This window comes from Bacillus sp. FS02 (assembly GCF_024398395.1).
Taxonomy (GTDB): domain Bacteria; phylum Bacillota; class Bacilli; order Bacillales; family Bacillaceae; genus Bacillus; species Bacillus altitudinis.
In genome coordinates this window covers 1,775,695-1,800,167 of sequence record NZ_CP074101.1, presented here as the reverse complement: position 1 = coordinate 1,800,167, position 24,473 = coordinate 1,775,695, and the positions used below count along the sequence as shown (strand labels likewise).

The 24,473-nt window shown below is 41.6% G+C and carries 25 protein-coding genes, 1 rRNA gene and 2 other annotated features; all 26 genes read left to right on the top strand.

The window, feature by feature from the left end:
* The first annotated feature begins 38 nt into the window (after positions 1 to 38).
* A 5S ribosomal RNA gene (gene rrf / locus KFQ09_RS09125) occupies positions 39 to 154 on the top strand.
* A 177-nt stretch (positions 155 to 331) separates the two neighbouring features.
* A complete protein-coding gene (locus KFQ09_RS09120) occupies positions 332 to 796 on the top strand; it encodes a CtsR family transcriptional regulator (RefSeq protein ID WP_003217184.1) in 465 nt (154 codons plus the stop codon).
* A 14-nt stretch (positions 797 to 810) separates the two neighbouring features.
* Positions 811 to 1,368 carry a protein-arginine kinase activator protein McsA gene (locus KFQ09_RS09115; protein ID WP_007496258.1) on the top strand — a complete coding sequence of 186 codons (558 nt, stop codon included), beginning with the start codon at positions 811 to 813 and terminating at the stop codon, positions 1,366 to 1,368.
* Between the two features lie 4 nt (positions 1,369 to 1,372).
* Positions 1,373 to 2,464, top strand: a complete 1,092-nt coding sequence (locus KFQ09_RS09110; RefSeq protein WP_008345444.1) for a protein-arginine kinase McsB — start codon at positions 1,373 to 1,375, stop codon at positions 2,462 to 2,464.
* Positions 2,461 to 4,896 (top strand): ATP-dependent protease ATP-binding subunit ClpC, encoded by a 2,436-nt coding sequence (clpC, locus tag KFQ09_RS09105; protein WP_007496263.1) that lies wholly within the window; start codon positions 2,461 to 2,463, stop codon positions 4,894 to 4,896. The genes KFQ09_RS09110 and clpC overlap by 4 nt, the downstream gene beginning before the upstream one ends.
* A gap of 93 nt (positions 4,897 to 4,989) precedes the next feature.
* Entirely contained in the window at positions 4,990 to 6,369 is a 1,380-nt protein-coding gene (radA, locus tag KFQ09_RS09100; RefSeq protein WP_017359160.1) for a DNA repair protein RadA, read from the top strand.
* A 2-nt stretch (positions 6,370 to 6,371) separates the two neighbouring features.
* On the top strand, positions 6,372 to 7,451 hold the full coding sequence (disA, locus tag KFQ09_RS09095; RefSeq protein ID WP_007496267.1) for a DNA integrity scanning diadenylate cyclase DisA: 1,080 nt from the start codon (positions 6,372 to 6,374) through the stop codon (positions 7,449 to 7,451).
* 153 nt (positions 7,452 to 7,604) lie between these two features.
* The gene (locus KFQ09_RS09090; RefSeq protein ID WP_003217214.1) at positions 7,605 to 8,705 is read left to right on the top strand and encodes a PIN/TRAM domain-containing protein; all 1,101 of its coding nucleotides are present in this window, start codon (positions 7,605 to 7,607) and stop codon (positions 8,703 to 8,705) included.
* 13 nt (positions 8,706 to 8,718) lie between these two features.
* The gene (gene ispD / locus KFQ09_RS09085; protein WP_008345432.1) at positions 8,719 to 9,408 is read left to right on the top strand and encodes a 2-C-methyl-D-erythritol 4-phosphate cytidylyltransferase; all 690 of its coding nucleotides are present in this window, start codon (positions 8,719 to 8,721) and stop codon (positions 9,406 to 9,408) included.
* 3 nt (positions 9,409 to 9,411) lie between these two features.
* Positions 9,412 to 9,888: a 2-C-methyl-D-erythritol 2,4-cyclodiphosphate synthase gene (gene ispF, locus KFQ09_RS09080; protein WP_007496273.1), complete on the top strand. Its 477-nt coding sequence runs from the start codon at positions 9,412 to 9,414 to the stop codon at positions 9,886 to 9,888.
* Between the two features lie 94 nt (positions 9,889 to 9,982).
* On the top strand, positions 9,983 to 11,434 hold the full coding sequence (gltX, locus tag KFQ09_RS09075; protein WP_008345431.1) for a glutamate--tRNA ligase: 1,452 nt from the start codon (positions 9,983 to 9,985) through the stop codon (positions 11,432 to 11,434).
* Positions 11,435 to 11,664, top strand: a binding site (T-box leader).
* A gap of 81 nt (positions 11,665 to 11,745) precedes the next feature.
* Positions 11,746 to 12,399 (top strand): serine O-acetyltransferase, encoded by a 654-nt coding sequence (cysE, locus tag KFQ09_RS09070; protein ID WP_017366453.1) that lies wholly within the window; start codon positions 11,746 to 11,748, stop codon positions 12,397 to 12,399.
* Positions 12,396 to 13,796, top strand: a complete 1,401-nt coding sequence (gene cysS / locus KFQ09_RS09065; RefSeq protein ID WP_008345429.1) for a cysteine--tRNA ligase — start codon at positions 12,396 to 12,398, stop codon at positions 13,794 to 13,796. Before cysE ends, cysS begins: the two co-directional genes overlap by 4 nt.
* Positions 13,797 to 13,799: 3 nt before the next feature.
* Positions 13,800 to 14,231, top strand: a complete 432-nt coding sequence (locus KFQ09_RS09060) for a Mini-ribonuclease 3 (protein WP_008345428.1) — start codon at positions 13,800 to 13,802, stop codon at positions 14,229 to 14,231.
* Entirely contained in the window at positions 14,215 to 14,964 is a 750-nt protein-coding gene (gene rlmB / locus KFQ09_RS09055) for a 23S rRNA (guanosine(2251)-2'-O)-methyltransferase RlmB (protein WP_008345427.1), read from the top strand. Before KFQ09_RS09060 ends, rlmB begins: the two co-directional genes overlap by 17 nt.
* 2 nt (positions 14,965 to 14,966) lie before the next feature.
* Positions 14,967 to 15,479 (top strand): ribosome-dependent mRNA decay endonuclease Rae1/YacP, encoded by a 513-nt coding sequence (gene rae1 / locus KFQ09_RS09050; protein ID WP_007496285.1) that lies wholly within the window; start codon positions 14,967 to 14,969, stop codon positions 15,477 to 15,479.
* A 62-nt stretch (positions 15,480 to 15,541) separates the two neighbouring features.
* Entirely contained in the window at positions 15,542 to 16,198 is a 657-nt protein-coding gene (gene sigH / locus KFQ09_RS09045; RefSeq protein ID WP_008345424.1) for an RNA polymerase sporulation sigma factor SigH, read from the top strand.
* 76 nt (positions 16,199 to 16,274) lie between these two features.
* Positions 16,275 to 16,424, top strand: coding sequence for a 50S ribosomal protein L33 (gene rpmG / locus KFQ09_RS09040; protein ID WP_008356502.1), 150 nt, complete (start codon positions 16,275 to 16,277; stop codon positions 16,422 to 16,424).
* A gap of 34 nt (positions 16,425 to 16,458) precedes the next feature.
* Positions 16,459 to 16,635, top strand: coding sequence for a preprotein translocase subunit SecE (secE, locus tag KFQ09_RS09035; protein ID WP_008345422.1), 177 nt, complete (start codon positions 16,459 to 16,461; stop codon positions 16,633 to 16,635).
* Positions 16,636 to 16,806: 171 nt separating this feature from the next.
* Positions 16,807 to 17,340 (top strand): transcription termination/antitermination protein NusG, encoded by a 534-nt coding sequence (nusG, locus tag KFQ09_RS09030; RefSeq protein WP_003217197.1) that lies wholly within the window; start codon positions 16,807 to 16,809, stop codon positions 17,338 to 17,340.
* 171 nt (positions 17,341 to 17,511) lie between these two features.
* Positions 17,512 to 17,937, top strand: a complete 426-nt coding sequence (gene rplK / locus KFQ09_RS09025; RefSeq protein WP_003216956.1) for a 50S ribosomal protein L11 — start codon at positions 17,512 to 17,514, stop codon at positions 17,935 to 17,937.
* Between the two features lie 99 nt (positions 17,938 to 18,036).
* A complete protein-coding gene (gene rplA / locus KFQ09_RS09020; RefSeq protein WP_007496292.1) occupies positions 18,037 to 18,735 on the top strand; it encodes a 50S ribosomal protein L1 in 699 nt (232 codons plus the stop codon).
* Between the two features lie 46 nt (positions 18,736 to 18,781).
* Positions 18,782 to 18,922 (top strand) — a sequence feature (ribosomal protein L10 leader region).
* A 69-nt stretch (positions 18,923 to 18,991) separates the two neighbouring features.
* Positions 18,992 to 19,492 (top strand): 50S ribosomal protein L10, encoded by a 501-nt coding sequence (rplJ, locus tag KFQ09_RS09015; protein ID WP_003217048.1) that lies wholly within the window; start codon positions 18,992 to 18,994, stop codon positions 19,490 to 19,492.
* Positions 19,493 to 19,534: 42 nt separating this feature from the next.
* A complete protein-coding gene (gene rplL / locus KFQ09_RS09010; protein ID WP_008345418.1) occupies positions 19,535 to 19,900 on the top strand; it encodes a 50S ribosomal protein L7/L12 in 366 nt (121 codons plus the stop codon).
* 96 nt (positions 19,901 to 19,996) lie between these two features.
* Entirely contained in the window at positions 19,997 to 20,602 is a 606-nt protein-coding gene (locus KFQ09_RS09005; RefSeq protein ID WP_007496296.1) for a class I SAM-dependent methyltransferase, read from the top strand.
* A 255-nt stretch (positions 20,603 to 20,857) separates the two neighbouring features.
* Positions 20,858 to 24,439 carry a DNA-directed RNA polymerase subunit beta gene (gene rpoB, locus KFQ09_RS09000; protein ID WP_024425866.1) on the top strand — a complete coding sequence of 1,194 codons (3,582 nt, stop codon included), beginning with the start codon at positions 20,858 to 20,860 and terminating at the stop codon, positions 24,437 to 24,439.
* The last annotated feature ends 34 nt before the right edge of the window (positions 24,440 to 24,473 follow it).

The window sequence follows — 24,473 nt, the reverse complement described above, 5'->3', positions numbered from 1 at the left end:
TTGTTATCTAGTTTTGAGAGAACATTCTCTCCATCAGGTTTGGTGGCGATAGCGAAGAGGTCACACCCGTTCCCATACCGAACACGGAAGTTAAGCTCTTCAGCGCCGATGGTAGTTGGGGGTTTCCCCCTGTGAGAGTAGGACGCCGCCAAGCTTTTCAAAGGATCAGTTCCAATCGGAACTGGTCTTTTTTGTGTTTTTGGGACGTTTGGCACCAGATAAATGTGGAAATAATATTGTTAGTTGAGCGATTATCTTGAAAAATCGATCGAAAAAATTTATAGTAAGATTAAAGTCAAATATAGTCAAAGTCAATGGAGGAGGAGGCGGAGTGGCACAAAATATTTCTGATATCATCGAGCAGTATTTGAAGGAAGTCTTGGATCAGAATGGTCGAGAAATATTAGAAATTAAACGCAATGAAATTGCAGATAAGTTTCAATGCGTACCTTCACAAATTAACTATGTTATCAATACACGCTTTACGAGCGAAAGAGGTTATATCGTCGAAAGTAAGCGTGGCGGCGGTGGCTATATCCGTATCATTAAAGTCAAAATGAATGATGAAGTCGATTTATTGAACAACATTATTTCCCAAATATATCATCGTTTATCACAGGCTGCATCTGATCATATCATCATGCGTCTTGTTGAGAACAACATTTTATCCGAAAGAGAAGCAAAGATGATGATTAGTGTCATGGACCGTTCTGTTTTACACATTGATTTACCTGAACGAGATGAACTGAGAGCTCGGATGATGAAAGCGATGTTAAATGCTTTGAAATTAAAGTAAAGCGGGTGAAAAGATTGATTTGTCAAGAATGCAATGAGAGACCAGCCACTTTTCACTTTACGAAAGTAATAAATGGAGAAAAACAAGAAATGCACATATGTGAACAATGTGCAAAAGAAAACAGTGATTCATATGCTATGAGTGGAAACCAAGGTTTCTCGATTCACAACTTATTATCAGGCTTATTGAATATTGATCCTAGCTTTACCACAAGTGCGAATAAAGGATCATCTATTTTTCAAGAGGCAAGAGAAGTGGATCAATGTCCTAAGTGTGGCTTAACTTTTCAGCAATTCAGGAAAACAGGCCGTTTTGGTTGTGCAGAATGTTATCGAACCTTTGATCAGTATTTAAATCCTGTTTTAAGGAAAGTCCATAGTGGAAATACAGTCCATAATGGAAAAGTCCCTAAACGGATTGCCGGTAGTCTGCATGTTCGCCGGAAACTTGAGTTAATGCAGCAAGAACTGAAGCAGCTGATTGAACAGGAAGAGTTTGAAAAAGCAGCGGAAGTTCGAGATCAAATTCGTGCGTTAGAGCATGAGCAATCTCAGCAGAGGGAGGGAGATTAACGACATGTCGCTCCAGCATTTTATTCAAGACGCATTAAGTCAATGGATGAAACAGAAAGGACCAGAAAGTGACATTGTTCTAAGCAGTCGTATTCGGCTGGCACGCAATCTAGAGCATGTTCGTTTCCCAACTCAGTTTTCTCAAGAGGAGGCTGAAGCTGTTCTTCAGCAATTCGAGCAAAAGTTTGCGAGCCAGGAAGTGAAGGACATTGGAAACTTTGTTCTGATTCGAATGAATGACACGCAGCCTTTGGCTAAAAGGGTACTTGTTGAAAAGCATTTGATTAGCCCCAATTTAGCAGAATCAAGATTTGGAGGCTGTTTGCTTTCAGAAAATGAAGAAATCAGTGTCATGCTGAATGAGGAAGACCATATTCGTATTCAATGCTTGTTCCCAGGATTTCAGCTGGCTAATGCACTAAAAGCAGCTAACCAAATAGATGACTGGATTGAAGAGCAAGTGGATTATGCGTTTTCTGAAAAGCGAGGATACTTAACGAGCTGTCCGACCAATGTAGGTACAGGTATTAGGGCTTCAGTCATGATGCACTTACCAGCATTAGCCCTGACAAGACAAATGAATCGCATTATTCCTGCAATTAATCAATTAGGTCTTGTGGTCAGAGGAATTTATGGTGAGGGTAGCGAAGCAATAGGAAACATCTTTCAAATTTCAAATCAAATGACACTGGGTCAATCAGAAGAAGATATTGTAGATGACTTGAATAGTGTGACGGCGCAGCTCATTGAACAAGAGCGATCTGCACGTAAGGCATTATATCAGACGTCTAAAATTGAACTTGAAGACAGAGTGTACCGTTCCTTGGGGATTTTGGCTAATTGTCGCATGATTGAATCTAAGGAAACGGCTAAGTGTTTGTCAGATGTGCGACTTGGAATTGATTTAGGTATCATTAAGGGGCTTTCAAGTAATATACTGAATGAACTCATGATTTTGACACAGCCTGGCTTCCTTCAGCAATATTCAGGAGGAGCCTTGGAACCAAATGAAAGAGATATAAAACGAGCAGCAATTATTAGAGAAAGGCTGCGCTTAGAAATGCATAGGAATGGACAGGAGGATGAAACGATATGATGTTTGGAAGATTCACTGAAAGAGCTCAAAAGGTATTAGCACTTGCACAAGAAGAAGCCATTCGCCTAGGCCATAAGAACATCGGAACAGAGCATATTTTACTTGGTCTTGTACGTGAAGGTGAGGGCATCGCCGCAAAAGCATTAGAAGCACTGGGCCTTGTTTCAGATAAAATCCAAAAAGAAGTCGAGAGCTTGATTGGAAGAGGGCAAGAGGTGTCTCAAGCTATTCCTCATTACACACCTAGAGCGAAGAAGGTTACGGAGCTTTCTATGGATGAAGCGAGAAAGCTTGGTCATTCCTATGTAGGGACAGAACATATTCTTTTAGGTCTTATTCGTGAGGGAGAGGGGGTAGCTGCCCGTGTCTTAAATAACCTCGGAGTAAGCTTAAATAAAGCACGCCAGCAAGTATTGCAGCTTCTAGGCAGCAATGAAACGGGTGCATCTGCGGCAGGATCTAATAGCAATGCCAATACACCAACTTTAGATAGCTTGGCAAGAGACTTAACGGCTATTGCGAAAGAGGACAGCTTGGACCCTGTGATTGGCCGTAGCAAAGAAATTCAGCGTGTCATTGAGGTCCTAAGTAGAAGAACAAAGAATAACCCTGTCTTGATTGGAGAGCCTGGTGTTGGTAAAACAGCGATCGCAGAAGGCCTCGCACAGCAAATTATTCACAACGAAGTGCCTGAAATTTTGCGTGATAAACGAGTCATGACACTTGATATGGGAACCGTTGTAGCGGGAACGAAATATCGTGGTGAATTCGAGGATCGTTTGAAAAAAGTCATGGACGAAATCCGTCAGGCTGGAAATATCATTCTCTTCATTGATGAGCTTCATACACTGATTGGTGCAGGAGGAGCAGAGGGTGCGATTGATGCCTCTAATATTCTAAAACCATCTTTAGCACGTGGTGAGCTTCAATGTATCGGGGCAACAACGTTAGATGAGTACCGTAAATATATTGAAAAAGATGCTGCACTTGAACGTCGATTCCAGCCAATTCAAGTGGACCAGCCATCTGTTGATGAAAGTATTCAAATTTTAAGAGGGCTTAGAGACCGTTATGAAGCACATCACCGTGTGTCTATTACAGATGAAGCCATTGAGGCGGCGGTAAAGCTTTCTGATCGTTATATCTCTGATCGTTTCCTTCCAGATAAGGCGATTGACTTAATTGATGAGGCGGGTTCAAAAGTTCGCTTACGTTCTTTCACAACACCGCCTAATCTAAAGGAACTTGAGCAAAAGCTGGATGAAGTACGCAAGGAAAAGGATGCAGCTGTTCAAAGTCAAGAATTCGAAAAAGCCGCTTCTCTTCGTGATACGGAGCAACGTTTGCGTGAAAAGGTAGAAGTGACGAAGAAATCTTGGAAAGAAAAGCAGGGACAAGAGAATTCAGAGGTTTCTGTGGATGATATCGCAATGGTTGTTTCTAGCTGGACGGGTGTACCTGTTTCGAAAATTGCTCAAACAGAAACAGATAAGCTCCTGAACATGGAACAATTGCTCCACTCTCGCGTCATTGGACAGGATGAAGCAGTTGTTGCTGTTGCAAAAGCTGTAAGACGTGCCCGTGCTGGACTAAAAGATCCAAAACGTCCGATTGGCTCCTTTATTTTCTTAGGGCCAACAGGTGTTGGTAAGACTGAGCTTGCAAGAGCACTCGCTGAGTCTATCTTCGGTGATGAAGAAGCGATGATTCGTATTGATATGTCTGAGTACATGGAAAAACACTCGACTTCAAGACTTGTTGGATCACCTCCAGGCTATGTGGGCTATGATGAGGGCGGTCAGCTGACTGAAAAAGTGAGAAGAAAGCCGTATTCTGTCGTGCTTCTAGATGAGATTGAAAAGGCGCACCCTGATGTGTTTAACATCTTACTTCAAGTGTTAGAAGATGGTCGTCTCACTGATTCTAAAGGTCGTACTGTTGACTTTAGAAATACGATTTTGATTATGACTTCAAACGTTGGAGCTAGTGAGCTGAAGCGCAATAAATATGTTGGCTTTAACGTGCAGGATGAAAGTCAAAATTACAAAGATATGAAAGGCAAAGTAATGGGTGAGTTGAAACGTGCGTTTAGACCGGAGTTCATCAACCGTATTGATGAAATCATTGTCTTCCACTCACTCGAAAAGAAACATCTAAAAGAGATTGTGTCTCTCATGTCTGATCAATTGACAAAACGACTAAAAGAGCAGGACCTTTCAATTGAATTGACGGAAGCAGCAAAAGCCAAGATTGCCGACGAAGGCGTAGATCTTGAGTATGGTGCTCGTCCGTTAAGAAGAGCGATTCAAAAGCACGTCGAGGATCGACTTTCTGAGGAATTGCTGAAAGGCAATATTGAAAAGGGCCAACATATCGTATTAGATGTAGAAGATGGAGAAATTGTCGTAAAAGCAACGGCTGCTACGAACTAATATAGTAAGAAAAAAGTGTGAGGCATACCAGTAAGTTGGATGCCTCCCTTTACTTATTTTCTGACCAGTATAAGGAGTTGTATTCTTCAATCTATGGCTAAGTCAAAATCAAAATTTATATGCCAATCGTGCGGTTATGAGTCAGCCAAATGGATGGGGAAATGTCCCGGCTGCGGCACTTGGAACAGTATGACAGAAGAGGTCGTTCGTAAAGAGCCGGCAAATCGTCGAAGTGCGTTTAATCATTCTGTTCAAACCATTCAAAAACCTTCACCTATATCTGCAATTGAAACATCCGAAGAACCCCGAATTAAAACGAATTTAGAAGAATTTAACCGAGTATTAGGAAGTGGAATTGTCAAAGGTTCACTCGTTCTTATTGGCGGTGATCCTGGGATTGGGAAGTCCACACTATTATTACAAGTTTCAGCACAGCTATCAGATCAAAATCAGAATGTGTTATACATATCTGGTGAGGAATCAATCAAACAAACGAAGCTTAGGGCGGACCGTCTCGGTATTGAAAGTGCCTCTTTACATGTTTTGGCTGAAACCGATATGGAGTATATAACGTCTGCTATACAAGAGATGAAACCCGCTTTTGTTGTGGTCGATTCAATTCAAACCGTTTATCAAAGCGATATCACGTCAGCTCCTGGATCTGTTTCTCAGGTGAGGGAATGCACTGCCCAGCTGATGAAAATTGCCAAGACGAATGGTATTCCTATTTTTATCGTTGGTCACGTGACGAAGGAAGGCTCGATTGCTGGGCCGCGCCTTTTAGAGCATATGGTGGATACAGTTCTTTATTTTGAAGGGGAGCGCCATCATACGTTTCGTATTTTACGGGCAGTGAAAAACCGTTTTGGTTCAACGAATGAATTAGGGATTTTTGAAATGAGAGAGGAAGGGCTCACAGAGGTATTAAACCCATCAGAAATCTTCTTAGAAGAGCGGTCAGCAGGTGTATCTGGATCGTGTGTTGTTGCCTCAATGGAAGGAACAAGACCTGTTCTAGTGGAGATACAAGCACTTATTTCACCGACGAGCTTTGGGAATCCACGGAGAATGGCTACTGGCCTTGATCATAACCGAGTGTCATTGCTTATGGCCGTTTTAGAAAAAAGGGTAGGGCTGCTGCTGCAAAACCAAGATGCCTATTTAAAGGTCGCAGGTGGTGTGAAACTTGACGAACCAGCGATTGATTTGGCTATTGCCGTCAGCATTGCATCAAGCTTTAAAGATGCAGCGCCGCATCAAGCAGATTGCTTTATAGGAGAAGTGGGTCTGACGGGAGAAGTCAGAAGAGTATCAAGAATTGAACAGCGTGTGCAGGAAGCTGCTAAACTAGGATTTAAACGAATGTTTATTCCTCAGGCGAATATAGATGGATGGAAAAAACCGAGAGGGATTGAATTAGTCGGTGTAGAAAATGTAGCAGAGGCACTTCGTATTTCACTAGGGGGATCATAGAAATGGAAAAAGAGAAAAAAGGAGCGAGAGAAGTCGATCTCTTAGATATTGTCCAGTTTGTGGCACCGGGGACACCCCTGCGGGCAGGGATTGAAAACGTCCTAAGAGCCAATACTGGAGGGCTCATTGTTGTTGGTTATAACGATAAAGTGAAAAGTGTGGTAGATGGAGGATTTCATATTAATTCTGCATTCTCCCCAGCACATTTATATGAATTGGCGAAGATGGATGGGGCGATTATTTTAAGTGACTCTGGTCAAAAAATCTTGTATGCGAATACACAGCTCATGCCGGATGCAACCATTCATTCATCAGAAACAGGCATGAGACACCGAACGGCTGAACGTGTAGCAAAGCAGACAGGCTGCTTAATCATTGCCATTTCTGAACGTCGGAACGTCATTACCTTATACCAAGGGAATCGACGATATACGCTGAAAGATATTGGTTTTATTTTGACGAAGGCCAACCAAGCGATACAAACACTTGAGAAATATAAAACCATTTTAGATCATGCCATTTCTGCGTTAAGCGCCTTAGAATTTGAAGAGCTTGTGACCTTTGGTGATGTATTATCCGTGCTGCATCGTTATGAAATGGTACTTAGAATCAAAAATGAAATCAATATGTATATCAAAGAGCTTGGGACAGAAGGACACTTGATCCGTCTGCAAGTCAATGAGCTGATTACAGATATGGAGCAGGAAGCGGCTTTATTTATTAAAGATTACGTGAAAGAAAAGATCAAAGATCCATATGTGCTGCTGAAACAGCTCCAAGATATGTCGAGCTTTGAACTTTTAGATGACTCTATTTTGTACAAGTTACTCGGCTATCCAGCATCTACAAATATTGACGAATATGTGTACACAAGAGGATACAGATTACTTCATAAAATCCCTAGATTGCCTATGCCGATCGTTGAAAACGTGGTCGAAGCATTTGGTGTGCTAGATCGAATTATGGAAGCAGATGTACAAGATTTGGATGAAGTAGAAGGAATTGGAGAAGTAAGAGCGAAAAAGATAAAAAAAGGATTAAAAAGACTGCAAGAAAAACATTATATCGACCGTCAGCTATAAAAAGAGAAATTTTTCTTAAATACGGTTAAAAATGGATGAATATGGGTATATTAATGATGGTTTTGTTTTCTGTTCATGATGATAGGAAACTTAAGCATATATCAATGTCAGATGAAGGTGGATTGACAGATGAAAAATAAAGGAGGTGAAGGTATGTTAAAAAGAATCGTTCAGGCGTTTTTTATCATTTTCGGTGCAGTTGTAGGGATTTTTATCATTCCAGAGTTATTTCTGCTGTTAAATGTGAAGGACATACCTTTCATAACAAATGCTTACTCTTCAGCACTAATAGGAGCCGCTGTGTTCTTTATCATTGGTAAATGGTGCACAGGCTATGTGGTTAATTGGGTGAAATGGATCGAGGATTCTCTATTGAAGGCGCCTCTTCCTGATCTTATATCTGGAAGTTTCGGTTTAGTATTTGGACTTATTCTAGCATATCTTATTGTAAACGTGATCCCGCTAAACAATATCCCATATCATATTTTTGGTACCATTATTCCGATTTTCCTGGCTTTCTTTTTAGGATACCTTGGATTTCAGGTAGGGTTTAAGAAGAAGGATGAAATGATGGGGCTGTTCTCTCGATCTGCAAAGGTCACAAAGAAAAAAGGAGCAGCTGATGATGAACCTGAAATAGAAGATAAAAAGCTGAAAATTTTAGACACAAGTGTTATCATTGATGGAAGAATCGCAGATATTTGTCAAACTGGATTCCTAGAAGGTGTGATGGTCATTCCTCAATTTGTACTCGAGGAATTACAGCATATTGCAGACTCTTCTGATGTATTAAAGAGAAATAGAGGCCGAAGAGGTCTTGATATTTTAAATCGTATCCAAAAAGAACTGGATATTAAAGTTGAAATTTACGAAGGTGACTTTGAAGATATTCAAGAGGTTGACAGCAAGCTTGTGAAACTCGCTAAGTTAACTTCAGGTGTTGTTGTGACAAATGATTTTAATTTAAATAAAGTATGCGAACTTCAAAAAGTAGCAGTGTTAAACATCAATGATCTAGCCAATGCAGTCAAACCGGTTGTACTGCCTGGGGAAGAAATGAAGGTACAGGTCATCAAAGACGGGAAAGAGCATAACCAAGGTGTTGCTTACTTAGATGACGGTACGATGATTGTGGTCGAAGAAGGACGCAATTATATTGGAAAAGACATTGATGTGCTCGTCACGAGTGTGCTGCAAACTGCTGCTGGAAGAATGATTTTTGCGAAGCCAAAACTTCTGGAGAAGGCGCTCTAAAGGGAGAACGAACATGTATTATGAAGTAGTTATTCCGGCTGCGGGGCAGGGGAAGCGAATGAAGGCCGGCCGCAATAAACTTTTTATTGAATTGAAAAGAATGCCGGTCATCATCCACACACTGAAGGTGTTTGACGCTCATTCACAATGCAGACGCATGATCTTAGCGATCAATGAAGAAGAGCGTCGTGACTTTGAAAGGCTACTGAAGGTACACGCTTTTCAAACGCCTGTTTCACTTGTCACTGGCGGTGAAGAACGGCAGCAAAGTGTATACGAAGGATTGAAGGCTGTGCAAGATGCGGACATCGTGCTTGTTCATGATGGCGCAAGGCCTTTTATTAAGCATACACAGATTGACTTGCTCGTTAAAGCAGCGATTGAAAAAGGCTCCGCAGTCGTAGCGGTACCAGTGAAAGACACAATCAAACGCGTTCAAGAAGGCAAAGTGGAACAAACCATTGAACGTCAGAGCTTGTGGGCAGTCCAGACCCCACAAGCTTTTCGTCATTCTATTTTAAAAGAAGCGCATGAACATGCGGAGCGGACAGGCTTTCTTGGAACAGATGACGCCAGTCTTGTGGAACAATTACACGGTGAGAGTGTGTATATTGTCCAAGGAGACTATACCAATATTAAACTGACAACACCGGATGATTTATTGGTTGCCAAGGCAATTATGGATGCGGAAAGAGGGTACTAGAACATGTTTAGAATAGGACAAGGTTTTGATGTACATCAATTAACAGAGGGAAGACCTCTTATTATTGGCGGTGTGACGATCCCTTATGAAAAGGGTCTACTTGGGCATTCAGATGCGGATGTACTGCTTCATACTGTGGCGGATGCCTGCCTAGGTGCGATTGCAGAAGGAGATATCGGCAGACATTTCCCAGACACGGATCCGGAGTTTAAAGATGCAGACTCTTTTAAATTACTTCAGCACGTGTGGGCGCTTGTAAAAGAAAAAGGCTATACACTGGTGAATATCGATTGCACGATCATGGCGCAAAAACCAAAGATGGCACCTTACATTCAGCCAATGTGTGAGAAAATCGCAGAAGCCCTTGAGGCAGATGTCACACAGGTGAATGTCAAAGCAACAACGACAGAGAAACTTGGATTTACAGGAAGAGGCGAAGGAATTGCCTCTCAAGCAACCGTACTTCTTCAGAAAAAGTAAAATCCATTTTGATGAGAATGGGTTTTGATGATAAAATACGTTTATAAAAAATTGGTGTCAGACAACATGATGCAGATGAAAGGAAGTTAAACTCATGGGAAATGAAGTGCGTGTTCGTTATGCACCGAGTCCAACTGGTCATTTACATATTGGGAATGCTAGAACGGCTCTTTTCAACTATTTGTTCGCACGCAGCCAAGGCGGCAAATTTATTATTCGAATCGAGGATACGGATCAAAAGCGTAATGTAGAAGGCGGAGAAGAAAGCCAGCTTCGCCATTTGCAGTGGCTCGGGATTGATTGGGACGAGAGCATTGATAAAGATGGGGGCTACGGTCCTTACAGACAATCAGAGCGTAATGATATTTACAAAAAATATTATGACGAGCTGCTAGAGAAAGACTTGGCGTATAAGTGCTATTGTACGGCTGAAGAACTAGAAGAAGAGCGTGAAGCACAAATTGCCCGCAGTGAAATGCCTCGATACTCTGGTAAATGCAGTCATTTATCAAAAGAAGAAGAGGACAAGCTGATTGCTGAAGGAAGAGAGCCAAGCATCCGCTTCCGAGTGCCTAAAGGAGAAATCATCAAATTTGACGATATGGTCAAAGGCGAGATTTCATTTGAAACAGACGGCATCGGTGACTTTGTTATTGTGAAGAAAGATGGTACACCAACGTATAACTTCGCTGTAGCGGTGGATGATCATTTGATGAAAATGACTCACATTCTTCGTGGTGAGGATCACATCTCGAATACACCTAAACAAATTATGGTCTTCAATGCATTTGGCTGGGATGTTCCGCTGTTCGGACATATGACGCTGATTGTAAACGAGAACCGCAAGAAATTAAGCAAACGTGATGAATCAATTATCCAGTTCATCGAACAGTATAAGAACTTGGGCTATTTACCAGAAGCTTTGTTTAACTTCATTGCACTACTTGGGTGGTCTCCAGTTGGCGAAGAGGAACTATTTACAAAAGAGCAGTTCATCGATATTTTCGATGTCAATCGACTTTCTAAGTCACCAGCTCTATTTGATATGCATAAACTAAAATGGGTCAATAACCAATACGTGAAAGCACTTGATCTTGATCAAGTTGTGGCACTTACACTTCCACATCTTCAAAAGGCAGGCAAGGTAAGCGAGCAGCTGACAGACGAAGAAAACACGTGGGTGCGCAAACTCATTTCTCTATACCACGAGCAATTGAGCTACGGAGCAGAAATTGTTGAGTTAACAGAGTTGTTCTTTAAGGAACAAATTGAGTATAATCAAGAGGCAAAGGAAGTTCTTGCAGAAGAGCAAGTACCAGAAGTGATGGCTTCGTTTGCAGGTCAGCTTGAACGTCTTGAGTCTTTCACACCTGATGAAATCAAGGCTGCCATTAAAGCTGTGCAAAAAGAAACAGGGCATAAAGGTAAGAAACTATTCATGCCAATTCGTGTGGCTGTCACTGGACAAACGCATGGCCCAGAGCTTCCGCAAAGTATTGAACTACTAGGTAAAGAGACGGTATTAAACCGCATTAAACAAATATAAGGAAAATCGTTGCGAGGGAGAAGTACAATGTTTTCGCCTATCACAGAAAGAGTCTTCACCGGCTGAAAGAGACTTATGGGCAGACGTTGGAAATGCACCCTCAAGACCCTTGAGGAACACGTATGTTAGTATGCAAGGGCGGTACCCTCCGTTATGGGATGAAGTTGAGAAGGCTGCGAAATGAGGGCTTTCTAAACAGAGTGGAACCGCGTTTTCAAAACGTCTCTGTCATATGGCAGAGGCGTTTTTTATTTGTCCAAAAAAGAGAGCAAGTCCTAAGAGAGATTGATGGGGAAGAACGGGGGGAGCATGTGTTTTTCAAAATGCTGAAAGAAGATATTGATACTGTGTTTGATCAAGATCCTGCTGCTAGAAGCTATCTTGAAGTAGTGCTAACCTATTCAGGGCTTCATGCGATTTGGGCTCATCGTGTTGCGCATGCATTTTACAAGCGTAAACTGTATTTTCTTGCGCGGATCATTTCTCAGGTCAGCCGGTTTTTCACAGGGGTTGAGATTCATCCAGCAGCAACCATCGGCCGGCGGTTCTTTATTGATCACGGCATGGGCGTCGTGATTGGGGAAACATGTGAAATTGGCGATAACGTCACTGTTTTCCAAGGCGTGACATTAGGGGGAACAGGGAAAGAAAAGGGAAAGCGGCATCCAACTATTTTGGACGATGCGCTGATTGCGACTGGTGCTAAGGTGCTCGGTTCCATTACCGTAGGAAAAGGGTCCAAAATTGGTGCGGGGTCTGTTGTGTTAAAAGACGTACCAGACCATTCTACTGTTGTAGGTATACCTGGGCGAGTGGTCGTTCAAAATGGAAAGAAAATCAATCGTGATCTCAATCATCAAGATTTGCCAGATCCCGTTTCTGATCGTTTCAAAGAATTGGAGCGAGAAATGGAAAAGCTAAAACGTGAACTGGCTTCATTGAGCAGAAAGGAAGAACAATCATGACAATCAATATTTATAATACATTGACACGTAAGAAAGAAGAGTTTGTCCCACTTGAACCAGGAAAGGTCAAAATGTATGTATGCGGACCAACCGTGTATAACTACATTCACATCGGGAATGCAAGACCTGCCATTGTATATGACACGGTACGTAAGTATTTAGAATATAGCGGCTATGATGTGAATTTCGTATCCAACTTTACTGATGTGGATGATAAACTCATCAAAGCAGCAAATGAATTAGGCGAGGATGTCCCAACGATTGCTGATCGATTTATCCAAGCATACTTTGAGGACGTCAGTGCATTAGGCTGCAAAAAAGCAGACCTTCACCCGCGAGTGACAGAAAATATGGATGATATCATTGCGTTTATCGCCACATTGATTGAAAAAGGCTACGCCTATGAAGCAGATGGTGACGTGTATTACAGCACACGCTCATTTGAAGGCTACGGAAAACTGTCTCACCAATCGATTGATGAATTAAAGACAGGTGCCCGTATTCGTGTAGGTGAAAAGAAAAGGGATGCACTCGACTTTGCATTATGGAAGGCCGCAAAGGATCAGGAGATTTCTTGGGATAGCCCGTGGGGAGAAGGGCGGCCAGGCTGGCACATCGAGTGCTCTGCGATGGTCAAAAAGTATTTAGGCGATACGATTGACATTCATGCTGGCGGACAGGATTTAACGTTCCCTCATCACGAGAATGAGATTGCTCAATCTGAGGCTTTGACAGGAAAACCTTTTGCGAAGTATTGGATGCATAACGGGTATATTAATATTGAGAATGAAAAAATGTCAAAATCACTTGGGAACTTTGTGCTCGTACATGACATTATTAAAGAACAAGATCCAGATGTGCTTCGTTTCTTTATGCTGTCGGTTCACTATCGTCATCCAATCAATTACTCCATTGACTTATTGGAAAGTACAAAGAGTGCATTTAACAGACTCAAAACATCTTATTCAAATCTACATCATCGCCTTGAGAGCAGTACCAATTTAACAGAGGATAACACGGAATGGCTGACAAAGATTGAAGAGCAGCGTGCGACATTTATTTCTGAAATGAATGATGACTTCAATACGGCAAATGCCATCTCTGTTTTATTTGAACTAGCGAAACAAGCGAATTACTATATGGAAAATGATCATACTTCTGAGGAAGTGATCAAGGCATTTATTGGCTTGTTCCAAGAAATCACATCCGTCCTCGGCTTCTCACTAGAAGAAAAGCACACGCTTGACGAAGAGGTAGAAGCATTAATTGAGAAGCGGAATGAAGCTAGAAGGAATCGTGACTTCGCATTGTCTGATCAAATTCGTGACCAGTTAAAGAGCATGAATATTGTATTGGAGGACACTCCTCAAGGTACGCGCTGGAAAAGAGGAGAATAGGTCATGTTGAATTTTGAAAAGCTGAAAGACGGAAAACAGTTGAACGGACTTGCACTTGCTTATATGGGTGATGCCATTTTTGAAGTATACGTGAGGCATCACCTCCTCCAAACGGGGGCGACCAAACCAAATGAGCTTCATAAACGTGCAAGTAAGATCGTTTCAGCTAAATCTCAGGCCGCTATTTTATTTGAGCTTCAGCAGAAGGGCTTTTTCACAGAAGCGGAAGAAGCGGTGCTGAAAAGAGGAAGAAATGCAAAATCAGGCACAGTGCCTAAAAACACAGACGTTCAAACGTATCGTTATAGTACAGCGTTTGAAGCGCTCATGGGTTATTTATTTATTGAGAAGCAGGACGAACGCTTAGAAGAGTTGATTAGTCAGGCGATTGAAATCGGAACGTCAGGGAGGAAGACAAATGAGTCAGCAACATGATTATGTGATTGGGAAAAATGCAGTGATTGAAACACTGAAGTCAGATCGGGAGTTATACAAGCTCTGGATGGCAGAAAACACTGTAAAAGGACAAGCCCAGCAGGTCATTGAACTCGCGAAAAAGCAAAATATCACCATTCAGTATGTTCCGAGGAAAAAGCTTGATCAGATGGTAACAGGTCAGCACCAGGGAATCGTTGCACAAGTAGCAGCATATGAATATGCAGAATTGGACGATCTGTATCAAATTGCTGAAAAGCGGAATGAACAACCATTTTTCATCATCTTAGATGAAATTGAAGATCCGCACAATTTAGGGTCGATCATGCGTACGGCCGATGCTGTTGGTGCACATGGAATCGTCATTCCAAAACGACGAGCGGTAGGCTTGACGACAACTGTTGCGAAAGCATCTACTGGAGCCATTGAACATATCCCGGTCGCAAAAGTAACCAATCTTTCCAGAGCTCTTGATGAAATGAAAGAAAGAGGAATCTGGGTCGCAGGAACAGATGCATCTGCGAAGCAGGACTACAGACAATTTGACGGCACGATGCCTCTCGCTCTTGTCATCGGCAGTGAAGGAAAAGGAATTGGCCGATTGATTAAGGAAAAATGTGATTTCTTGATTAAATTGCCAATGGCCGGGCAGGTCACTTCATTAAATGCATCAGTTGCCGCTAGTCTATTGATGTATGAAGTGTATCGAAAACGTTATCCGTTAGGAGAATAGAGATGGACATCCTCTTAGTCGATGGATACAACATGATAGGTGCATGGCCTCGTTTGCAGCACTTAAAAGAAAACAGCTTTGAAGAAGCCAGAGACGTGCTGATTCAACATTTAGCAGAATATCAAGCATATACAGGGTATCGAGTCATTGTCGTATTCGATGCCCATATGGTCAAAGGAATCGAAAAGAAGCGGACAAACCACCGAGTAGAGGTCATCTTTACAAGAGAAAATGAAACGGCTGATGAGCGGATTGAAAAACTGGCACAAGACTTGAATAACATTCGGACGCAAATTCATGTGGCGACCTCTGATTATACAGAACAATGGGCAATTTTTGGACAGGGTGCACTTCGTAAGTCAGCACGAGAGCTCTTAAGAGAGATAGAAGTGATTGAACGAAAGATTGAAACACGTGTCAAAAAGATTACTTCTGATAAACCAGCATCCAAAATTGAATTGTCAGAAGATGTATTGAAAACGTTTGAAAAATGGCGGCGGGGAAACTTGGAATAGCTTGACGATATTTCAACCATTATTGTATAATATTTCTATCTAGGTGCGGTCGGGGGATCGAAGTGAATCTAAACAACAGCAAGGGTAAGTCCATCAGAGAGCAATTTTGCCAGTTGGAAGATGAACAAGTCATTGAAAGGGTTCATGTCGGAGATAGTGATGCGCTAGATTATTTAATAACGAAATACCGCAATTTTGTACGTGCGAAAGCAAGATCTTATTTCTTGATTGGAGCGGATCGAGAGGACATTGTCCAAGAGGGGATGATCGGACTTTATAAGTCTATCCGCGATTTCAGAGAGGACAAGCTTACTTCATTTAAGGCTTTTGCAGAATTATGTATTACCCGCCAAATTATCACCGCAATTAAAACAGCTACTCGCCAAAAACATATCCCGTTAAATTCCTATGTATCATTAGACAAGCCGATATACGATGAAGAATCGGACAGAACATTATTGGACGTCATTTCCGGTGCTAAAGCGCTTAACCCAGAAGATTTAATCATTAGCAAAGAAGAATTTGATGATATTGAAATGAAAATGGGTGAATTACTAAGCGAGCTGGAAAGAAAGGTACTTGTGCTTTATCTTGATGGTAGGTCCTATCAGGAGATTTCTGAAGATTTAAACCGTCATGTGAAATCAATTGATAACGCACTCCAAAGAGTAAAGAGAAAATTAGAGAAATATTTAGAGCTGCGCGAGATCAGTCTCTAATCAAACCTATATTGACAGCTTTTTCGACACTGTGATAAGGTACTAAGGAAATGATGTCGAGAAAATAGGTGTAAATATGAGGAAAAAGATTACTCTAGCCTGTAAAGACTGCGGAAGCCGCAATTATACGACAATGAAAAGTGTTGCTTCAGCAGCTGAAAGATTAGAAGTTAAGAAATATTGCAAGACTTGTAATTCACATAAAACACATTTAGAAACGAAGTAGGATTTGCGTTCTTTAATCTGTGGAGGTCTTTTACATGCGTATTATCAGTTTCTTAAAAAGTGTCGGGAAAGAAATGAAAAAGGTCAGCTGGCCAAAGAAAAACGAAATGGTCCGCTACACGATCACTGTTATTTTAACAGTCGTATTTTTTGCCATCTTTTTCTCTTTTCTTGATATAGGAATCTCACAATTAATCGAATTAATTCATTAATACTTGAATAATGGTCTGCTGAACGTGCTATAATAGATCATAATATGACTTGCCAAAAAACCCGTTTTACGGGTTTTTTCAATTGCTTGAAAATATTTACCGGTACTCGAGATTCGTCAAATAGACATTACGAAATGTGGGGAGGGAAGGACTAAATAGTCCTGAACGAAAATGGAAAAGAATTGGTATGTTGTGCATACGTACTCTGGCTATGAGAACAAAGTGAAAGCGAACTTGGAAAAGCGTGTTGAATCAATGGGCATGCAGGATAAAATTTTCCGCGTTGTTGTACCAGAAGAAGAAGAAACGGACATTAAAAACGGTAAGAAAAAAGTAGTGAAAAAGAAAGTATTCCCTGGATATGTGTTAGTAGAAATCGTCATGACTGACGATTCTTGGTATGTCGTTCGTAATACACCAGGTGTGACAGGATTCGTTGGATCAGCTGGATCAGGCTCTAAGCCGACAGCGTTATTACCTGGCGAAGCAGAAACCATTCTGAAGAGAATGGGGCTTGAAGAGCGCAAGACAGAAATCGACTTTGAACTTAAAGAAACAGTCAAGGTCATCGATGGACCATTTGCTAACTTCACAGGCTCTATCGAAGAGATTGATTATGATAAAAGCAAAGTCAAAGTATTCGTTAATATGTTTGGTAGAGAAACTCCTGTGGAACTTGAGTTCACACAGATCGATAAATTGTAATTTAAAAGAGCTTGAAATGAGTGTATAGAAGTGGTAATATAGCAAAGGTACGTCTTGAGTTCGCTCAAGATCGCTAGCTAGTTATTTCGTCATTCATATAAAGAATGAAGTTGTTGAGTGGGAGGGGGATTCCCCTATTACCACATCACGGACTTTAAGGAGGTGTGTCTCGTGGCTAAAAAAGTAGTTAAAGTTGTTAAATTGCAAATTCCTGCTGGAAAAGCTAACCCAGCTCCACCAGTTGGACCTGCACTAGGTCAAGCCGGTGTTAATATCATGGGATTCTGTAAGGAGTTTAACGCTCGTACAGCTGACCAAGCTGGTCTTATCATTCCTGTTGAAATTTCGGTTTTTGAAGACCGTTCATTTACATTTATTACTAAAACTCCACCTGCTGCAGTTTTACTTAAAAAAGCAGCTGGTATTGAGTCTGGTTCTGGTGAACCTAACCGTAATAAAGTGGCAACTGTTAAGCGTGATAAAGTACGCGAAATCGCGGAAACAAAAATGCCTGACTTAAACGCTGCTAGCGTTGAATCAGCTATGCGCATGGTTGAAGGTACTGCACGCAGTATGGGTATTGTCATCGAAGATTAATTTTTTGTCTTGTTGGGTTGCGAGTTTGGTTTTGACAAGTTCGCAACCCTTATTCGTGGGAGGTTATTCCGCTAAAACCACATAAGGAGGATTTTTATAATGGCTAAAAAAGGTAAAAAGTATGTAGAAGCTGCTAAGCTAATCGAACGTACTAAAGCGTATGATGTAGCTGAAGCTGTTTCTCTTACAAAAAAAGCAAATACAGCGAAATTTGATGCGACTGTAGAAGTTGCTTTTCGTTTGGGCGTAGACCCTCGTAAAAACGATCAACAAATCCGCGGTGCAGTTGTACTTCCTAACGGAACTGGTAAAACTCAACGCGTTCTTGTGTTCGCTAAAGGCGAAAAAGCAAAAGAAGCAGAAGCTGCTGGAGCAGACTACGTTGGAGATTCTGATTACATCACTAAAATCCAACAAGGCTGGTTCGAATTCGATGTAATCGTTGCGACACCTGACATGATGGGTGAAGTTGGTAAGATCGGTCGTGTACTTGGACCAAAAGGTCTTATGCCAAACCCTAAAACAGGAACTGTAACTTTCGAAGTAGAAAAAGCAATCAATGAAATCAAAGCTGGTAAAGTAGAATACCGCGTTGATAAAGCTGGTAACATCCACGCGCCAATCGGAAAGGTTTCTTTCGAGGACGAAAAGCTTGTTGAGAACTTTGCAACAATCTATGACACAATCCTTAAAGCAAAACCTGCAGCGGCTAAAGGTGTATACGTGAAAAACGTTTCTGTTACATCTACTATGGGCCCTGGCGTGAAAGTGGACCCATCTTCTTTCTCTGCAAAATAATTCTTGACTTGTCACAACCGTTTTGATAATATCAAAATGTTGTAAAATAGAATAATCATTTATACCGTAGACAGCAGGGGCCTTATGGCTTAATTAACCCGCCGAGGTGTATATGTCACAGTCTTACGTTAACGTATGCTTGTATATACAGCCTCCATGTCTTAATGGAGGCTTTTTATATGGAGAACCGTTCGTTAGGAACGTGATGGCCTGATCGGTATAAGTGTTACACAAAGAATGTACAGGAGGTGTAACCATGAGCAATGCAATCGATACTAAAAAAGTTGTCGTTGATGAAATTACTTCTAAATTTAAAGACAGTATGTCTACTGTAATCGTAGATTACCGCGGTCTTTCAGTTTCTGAAGTGACTGAACTTCGTAAACAGCTTCGTGATGCTGGCGTAGAATTCAAAGTTTACAAAAATACTTTGACTCGCCGTGCAGTTGAACAAGTTGAACTAACGGGTTTAAACGATTTCTTAACAGGTCCAAACGCTATCGCATTCAGTAACGAAGATGTAATCGCACCTGCGAAAATCATCAACGAATTTGCGAAAAGCCACGAAGCTTTAGAAATCAAAGCTGGTGTTATCGAAGGAAACGTAGCGACTGTAGAAGAAGTGAAGGCTCTTGCGGAACTTCCGTCTCGCGAAGGCTTACTTTCTATGTTGCTTAGCGTTCTTCAAGCTCCAGTTCGTAACCTTGCTCTTGCTACTAAAGCAGTTGCAGATCAAAAAGAAGAACAAGGCGCTTAATGCGTACTTGACGTAAAAAAACTTAAAATGGAGGAATTACAAATGGCTTTAAATATCGAAGAAATCATTGCTTCAGTTAAAGAAGCAACTGTACTTGAGTTAAACGACTTAGTAAAAGCAATCGAAGAAGAATTTGGCGTAACTGCTGCTGCTCCTGTAGCTGTAGCTGCTGGTGGCGGTGCTGCTGCTGAAGAAAAAACTGATTTTGATCTAGTACTTGCTGGTGCTGGAGACCAAAAAATCAAAGTTATCAAAGTGGTTCGTGAAATCACTGGTCTTGGCTTGAAAGAAGCTAAAGAACTTGTTGACAACACTCCAAAACCACTTAAAGAAGGTATTGCTAAAGAAGAAGCTGAAGAACTTAAAGCTAAGCTTGAAGAAGTTGGCGCTTCTGTAGAAGTTAAGTAATCTTCGCCTAATCTTTTGGGAAAGCTCGCTTTTACTGGCGGGCTTTTTCTTTTCTTATCTCCTGAAACGATTGAATCCAGAGGAGGTCCATTCACCATGAGTGACCACTATTATACGGAAAAGCCATCAGTGAAAAGCAATAAACAGACATGGGACTTCACCTTGAGAAACCGTAGCTTTACTTTTACAAGTGACAGTGGAGTGTTTTCTAAGAAAGAAGTCGACTATGGTTCGAGGCTTTTAATTGAAGCTTTTGAAGAACCTGACTTGGATGGCGACGTCTTAGATGTCGGTTGCGGTTATGGACCGATCGGCTTATCGTTAGCAAACGAAATGACAGGCCGCACCATTCATATGATTGATGTGAACGAAAGAGCAGTCGAACTTTCAAAGGAAAACGCTAAGCATAATCGCATTGATAATGTCCGCATCTATCAAAGTGATTTGTTCTCGAATGTTCATTCATCAGCTGCTTTTGCCTCTATACTGACCAATCCCCCAATACGGGCAGGGAAGAAAGTAGTACATGCGATCTTTGAAAAAAGTGCTGATCATTTATTGCCGGAAGGTGAGTTGTGGGTGGTTATTCAGAAAAAACAAGGTGGACCATCTGCGATTGAGAAATTAGAGCAGCTTTTTGGAGAAGTGACGGTCGTTATGAAAAAAAAGGGCTACTATATTATCAAAGCTAAAAAAGTTTGACGCAGTTTCCTAGCTGTGTTAACATTATAAAATGCCAATGTGTATATTTTGCTTGATAGGCTTAAAAAACAACTATTTTGTATAAATTATGCATACTTGGGAAAACTAATAAAATCGGTATTTGTTTTTGGATGTGGTTTTCTTATTTTAGAAACCCTTTTTTCTTTTGTCTTGTAAAAGTATTTCTTTACTGACATTTGAAAGACAGAAATACTTTTTACACATATAATACGCATGATTTGAGGGGTGAATCAGTTGACAGGTCAACTAGTTCAGTATGGACGACACCGCCAGCGCAGAAGCTACGCACGCATAAGCGAAGTGTTAGAATTACCAAATCTCATTGAAATTCAAACCTCTTCTTATCAGTGGTTTCTTGATGAGGGTCTTAGAGAGATGTTTCAAGATATATCCCCAATTGAGGATTTTACTGGTAACCTTTCTCTTGAATTCATTGATTACAGCCTAGGGGATCCTAAGTATCCTGTAGCAGAATCAAAAGAACGTGATGTAACTTACTCTGCTCCACTAAGAGTAAAAGTTCGTTTAATTAACAAAGAAACTGGAGAAGTAAAAGACCAAGATGTGTTTATGGGTGATTTCCCAATCATGACAGACACAGGTACTTTTATCATTAATGGTGCGGAACGTGTAATCGTTTCTCAGTTAGTACGTTCTCCAAGTGTATATTTCAGTGGTAAAGTAGACAAAAACGGTAAAAAAGGTTTTACTGCGACTGTCATTCCAAACCGTGGCGCATGGTTAGAATACGAAACTGATGCGAAGGATGTAGTCTATGTACGCATCGATCGCACACGTAAGTTGCCGGTTACGGTTCTTTTGCGTGCTCTCGGCTTCAGCTCTGATCAAGAGATTCTTGACCTCATTGGCGAGAATGAATACTTACGCAACACGTTGGAAAAAGACAATACAGAGAATGCCGATAAAGCACTTCTCGAAATCTACGAGCGTCTTCGTCCTGGAGAGCCGCCAACTGTTGAAAATGCGAAAAGCTTGCTAGACTCTCGCTTCTTTGATCCGAAGAGATATGACTTAGCAAATGTTGGACGCTACAAGATTAATAAGAAGCTTCATATTAAAAATAGACTATTCAATCAAAAATTGGCTGAAACGCTAGTTGATCCTGAAACAGGTGAAATCCTAGCAGAAAAAGGTCAAATTTTAGATAGAAGAGTGCTTGATAAAGTTCTTCCATACTTAGAAAACGGCATCGGATTTAGAAAGCTTTATCCAAATGGTGGCGTAGTAGAGGATGAAGTAGAACTTCAATCTATCAAGATTTATGCACCAACTGATCAAGAAGGCGAGCAAGTGATCAACGTGATTGGTAATGCATATGTAGAGGAAGCTGTGAAGAACATCACGCCTTCTGACATCATTGCTTCAATCAGTTACTTCTTTAACCTGCTTCATGGAGTAGGTGACACAGATGATATCGATCATCTTGGTAACCGTCGTCTGCGTTCTGTAGGTGAACTTCTGCAAAACCAATTCCGTATTGGTTTAAGCAGAATGGAGCGTGTTGTTCGTGAAAGAATGTCGATTCAAGACACGAACACGATCACACCTCAGCAGCTGATCAACATCCGTCCTGTGATCGCTTCTATCAAAGAGTTCTTTGGTAGCTCTCAGCTTTCTCAGTTCATGGATCAAACAAACCCGCTTGCTGAATTGACACACAAACGTCGTCTATCAGCGCTTGGACCGGGTGGTTTGACACGTGAGCGTGCAGGAATGGAAGTTCGTGACGTTCACTATTCTCACTATGGTCGTATGTGTCCGATTGAAACACCAGAGGGTCCAAACATTGGTTTGATCAACTCTCTATCTTCATTTGCGAAAGTGAACCGCTTCGGATTTATCGAAACACCTTACCGTCGGGTTGATCCTGAAACAGGTAAAGTGACGCCGAGAATCGATTACTTAACCGCTGATGAAGAGGATAACTACGTTGTAGCACAAGCGAACGCTCAGCTAGCTGATGATGGTTCGTTTATCGATGATAACATTATCGCTCGTTTCAGAGGGGAAAACACCGTTGTTCCTCGAAACCGCGTTGACTACATGGACGTTTCGCCGAAGCAGGTTGTTTCTGCAGCGACAGCATGTATCCCATTCTTAGAAAACGATGACTCTAACCGTGCTCTAATGGGAGCGAACATGCAACGTCAGGCTGTGCCTTTGATGCAGCCGGAATCACCGATTGTTGGTACAGGTATGGAGTATGTATCAGGTAAAGACTCTGGAGCTGCTGTGATCTGTCGTTACCCAGGTGTTGTAGAACGTGTTGAAGCGAAGAATATTTGGGTTCGCCGTTATGAAGACGTTGACGGACAACAAGTCAAAGGAAACCTAGACAAATACAGCTTGCTGAAATTTGTCCGCTCTAACCAAGGGACTTGCTACAACCAGCGCCCAATTGTAAGTGTTGGAGATGAAGTCGTCAAAGGAGAAATCCTTGCAGACGGTCCTTCTATGGAAAAAGGTGAATTGGCTCTAGGACGTAACGTCATGGTCGGCTTCATGACTTGGGACGGTTACAACTATGAGGATGCGATCATTATGAGTGAGCGCCTTGTAAAAGATGACGTCTACACTTCTATTCATATTGAAGAATATGAATCAGAAGCTCGTGATACAAAGCTTGGACCAGAAGAAATTACGCGTGATATTCCAAACGTTGGGGAAGATGCTTTACGCAACCTTGACGAGCGTGGAATCATCCGTATTGGTGCAGAAGTAAAAGACGGAGATCTTCTTGTCGGGAAAGTAACGCCTAAAGGTGTAACAGAACTAACAGCTGAAGAACGTCTATTACATGCAATCTTCGGTGAAAAGGCTCGTGAAGTACGTGATACGTCTCTACGTGTACCACACGGCGGCGGCGGAATCATCCACGATGTCAAAGTCTTTAACCGTGAAGATGGAGATGAATTACCACCAGGTGTTAACCAGTTAGTCCGTGTATACATCGTTCAGAAGCGTAAAATTTCTGAAGGTGACAAAATGGCTGGACGACATGGTAACAAAGGGGTTATCTCTAAAATCCTTCCAGAAGAAGATATGCCGTATCTTCCAGATGGAACACCGATTGATATCATGTTAAACCCTCTAGGGGTACCATCTCGTATGAATATCGGTCAGGTACTTGAGCTTCATATGGGTATGGCTGCACGTTACCTAGGCATCCACATTGCGTCACCAGTATTTGATGGTGCTCGTGAGGAAGATGTTTGGGAAACGCTTGAAGAAGCAGGTATGTCCCGTGATGCGAAAACAGTCCTTTATGACGGTCGAACTGGTGAACCATTCGATAACCGTGTATCAGTCGGAATCATGTACATGATCAAACTGGCTCACATGGTTGACGATAAACTTCACGCTCGTTCAACTGGACCATACTCACTTGTTACGCAGCAGCCACTGGGCGGTAAAGCACAGTTTGGTGGACAGCGTTTCGGAGAGATGGAAGTATGGGCACTTGAAGCTTACGGTGCAGCATATACACTTCAAGAAATCTTAACTGTAAAATCGGATGACGTTGTGGGTCGTGTGAAAACATACGAAGCGATCGTCAAAGGGGATAACGTACCTGAACCAGGTGTCCCTGAATCATTCAAAGTATTAATTAAAGAACTTCAAAGTTTAGGTATGGATGTGAAAATCCTATCTGGCGATGAAGAAGAGATAGAAATGAGAGATTTAGAAGACGATGAGGAAACGAAGAAAGCAGACGGATTAGCGTTATCTAATGACGAAGATGCTGCAGACCTCGCACCTGTCGATCTTGAACGTGACGCAGTCACAAAAGAATAGCAGAAACGATTAGAGCAAGTGACTAGGGTATAAC